Source organism: Craurococcus roseus (assembly GCF_039523795.1).
Classification (GTDB): Bacteria; Pseudomonadota; Alphaproteobacteria; order Acetobacterales; family Acetobacteraceae; genus Craurococcus; species Craurococcus roseus.
In genome coordinates, this window is sequence record NZ_BAAAFZ010000100.1 from 1 (window position 1) to 2,664 (window position 2,664).

Consider the following 2,664-nt stretch of genomic DNA (forward strand, 5'->3'; position numbering starts at 1 on the left):
GTGCCGAAAGCCGACCCAAGCGCCCCAGGGCAGGCCAGGGTTTCAACAGAGCAACTCGCTATCAAAGCCGTTTTCATAGTCATGCAACGTCGGCGGGCTCCAGGTCATCGTCCTGAACGCCGGCGCCGGGCCCTTCATCGTGGAGCGCGGCATGAGGATCGTCCAAGCCGTGCTCGCGCCGGTGACCCGCGCGGCATGGCGCAAAGTCGAAGGGCTGCCGGAAGGCGCGCGCGGCGTGGGAGGGTTCGGGAGCACGGGGACGGGGTAGCGCCGCTACCAGCCACAACGCAGGGCTTCCGCACGCCTTCGAAGGAGAGAGCACGTGCTGTCCACATATTTGGTTGCGCCCGGGACGGCGAAGGCCGCACTCGCCGCTCCCGCGCTTCAATGATGTCTCGACAGTCCGAGGCGAAGCTCGCCAAGCAGGCCGCACGTATGTTCAAAAAGGATGCCGCATTCGCCCTCGATCAAGTCGGTGGAGGCCGGGCTGCTCGGCAACGCAGCGTCGGTGAGCGCCCTGGTGCGGGCAAGATCGCCTTTGCTGCTGGCATGATACGCCAGTCGGATGCGCGCCACCCGAGGCTTTGACGAAGGGCAAAGCCATGACAGCTTCAAGGAGTTTCTGCGCTGCGCAGTGCTGCGCTGGAGTGCCCAGCATGTGACCGACGGCTTCGACACCCTCGAAAACCGCCTCACGGTCGGTGTCGACAGCTTCAATCACGGCGTATGCCAGCCGCGCTTGCTGCCGGATGAGGCCGCTGACGTCGAATCCTTGGTCACGCAACCTCGCAAGATGCGCAGCGGGCACGACCAGAAGGCTGCTCTCGATTCGCCGCAGCAAGGCGATGGGGACATCCTGCACCACCCAGCGGTCGAGTTCTCCCATGCGAACCAAGCGCGTTCCGTCGGTAATTTGGATGATGATGCCGGAGGGCAGGACGTCCACAATGCCTCCTCCGGCGTCCTTCGACAGCGACCCCGCCTCCAGCGCAGAAGCAGCCCTGGTTCGGCGTCGTCCGACGCGAGCCAAGCGCGCGCTGTTTTCCCGCCTAGCTGGGCCACCGTTCCAAGGTCGTTCTGCTAGCCGTCGATATGGAGCGATATCGCAACGTTCTTCTGCGACGTTCTCTCGCGCGCGTCCTCGCCCCATATCCCCGGAATGGACCTTGATTTCACCGACGCCGAGTTGCACCGCTACTCGCGCCACATCCTCCTCGCCGAGGTGGGAGCGGAGGGCCAGGCGCGGTTGCGCGCCGCGCGGGTGCTAGTGGTGGGCGCCGGCGGGCTCGGGGCGCCGCTCGCGCTCTACCTCGCCGCGGCCGGCGTCGGCACGATCGGCCTCGTGGACCACGACCAGCTGGAGCTGTCCAACCTCCAGCGGCAGGTGGTCCACAGCACCGCGCGAATCGGCCGCAACAAGGCGGAGAGCGCGGCCGAGACCCTCGCGGGGCTCAACCCGGAGGTCAGTGCCGAAACCCACGCGCTCCGCATGGACGCCGCCGCAGCGCGCGACCTGATCCCGCGCTACGACATCGTCTGCGACGGCACCGACAATTTCGGGACGCGCTTTCTGCTTGGCGACGCCTGCCACCTGTTCGGCCGCCCCCTCGTCTCGGCGGCGGTGCTGCGCTTCGAAGGGCAGCTCAGCACCTACAAGGCGCATCTCGGCCCGCCGCACCCCTGCCACCGCTGCCTGCACCCGGAGCCACCGCCGCCCGGCCTCGTGCCGTCCTGTTCGGAGGCCGGCGTGCTCGGCGCCGTCACGGGCGTCATGGGCACGCTACAGGCCACCGAGGTGTTGAAGGAGGTGCTCGGCATAGGCGAGGGCATGTCCGGGCGCCTGCTGCTGTGGGACGCGCTGGACGCGCGCTTCCGCACCGTGCGCCTCCACCGAGACCCGGGCTGCGCCCTGTGCGGCGAGGCGGCGACCATTCGCGACCTACGGGGCCACGCTTGATGGCCCGCCCCGCCCTCGGCGTCCTGCTCCTCTCCGGCGAACACGAACGCGCCCATTACGCCCTGGTGCTCGCCACCGGCGCCGCGGCGCTCGGGCGCGACACCGTGCTCTTCGCCACCAACGCCGGCTGCCGCCTGTTCCTCGAGCCCTGCCCCCTGCTCGCCGACCCGCGCGAAGCGGCGCTGGAAACGCGCGGCGTAGCCGGCATCGGTACGCTGCTGGCGGCGGCGTCCGAACTCGGCCTGCGCCGCATAGCCTGCGACGCCGGACTCAAGGCCGAGGACCTCGCCGGCTGGCCGCTCGCGCCCGGGGTGGAGGTGGCCGGCGTCGCCACCTTCCTGGCCGCGGTGGGCGGCGGGCAGATGCTGTCCCTGTGAATCGGCGCCGGCCGTGTTTCGCTTGACCCGACGCCCTCCCCCTTGGCATCCCATTCTCGTGATCAATCCCCTCCCGCTCGCGCCGTTCCTGCTCCTGATCCTGCTCGCCCCGCCGGTTGCGGCGCAGTCGAGCCTCGGCGGGCAGAACGCCGCCCCGCCGCGTCCATCCGCCGCCCCGGCGGCGGCGCCTCAATCGCCCAAGCCCGCGCAAGCCGGCGCGGCGGCCAACCAAAACCGCCCGTCCGGCACGGCGAGCCCGGCTCGGCCGCCCGCCGCGAAACCGCCGACCTCGCCGCGCGCCGCGACGGCGCCCTCGGCGCCCGCCGCACC

General features: G+C 70.3%; 3 protein-coding genes and 1 pseudogene. 3 read left to right on the forward strand and 1 reads right to left on the reverse strand.

Annotated features, from left to right (window positions below; all coding sequences use genetic code 11):
- Positions 1-91 precede the first annotated feature (91 nt).
- A pseudogene (locus ABD067_RS24450) lies at positions 92-268 on the forward strand (dUTP diphosphatase); the annotation flags it as partial.
- Between the two features lie 171 nt (positions 269-439).
- Here the strand turns inward: ABD067_RS24450 and ABD067_RS24455 are convergent.
- Complete coding sequence (locus ABD067_RS24455) at positions 440-946, reverse strand: hypothetical protein (RefSeq protein WP_343898037.1); 507 nt, start codon at positions 944-946, stop codon at positions 440-442.
- Between the two features lie 213 nt (positions 947-1,159).
- Between ABD067_RS24455 and ABD067_RS24460 the strand changes: the two genes are divergently transcribed.
- Positions 1,160-1,957, forward strand: coding sequence for a HesA/MoeB/ThiF family protein (locus tag ABD067_RS24460; protein WP_343898038.1), 798 nt, complete (start codon positions 1,160-1,162; stop codon positions 1,955-1,957).
- Positions 1,957-2,334, forward strand: a complete 378-nt coding sequence (locus ABD067_RS24465; protein ID WP_343898039.1) for a hypothetical protein — start codon at positions 1,957-1,959, stop codon at positions 2,332-2,334. Before ABD067_RS24460 ends, ABD067_RS24465 begins: the two co-directional genes overlap by 1 nt.
- Positions 2,335-2,664 lie beyond the last annotated feature (330 nt).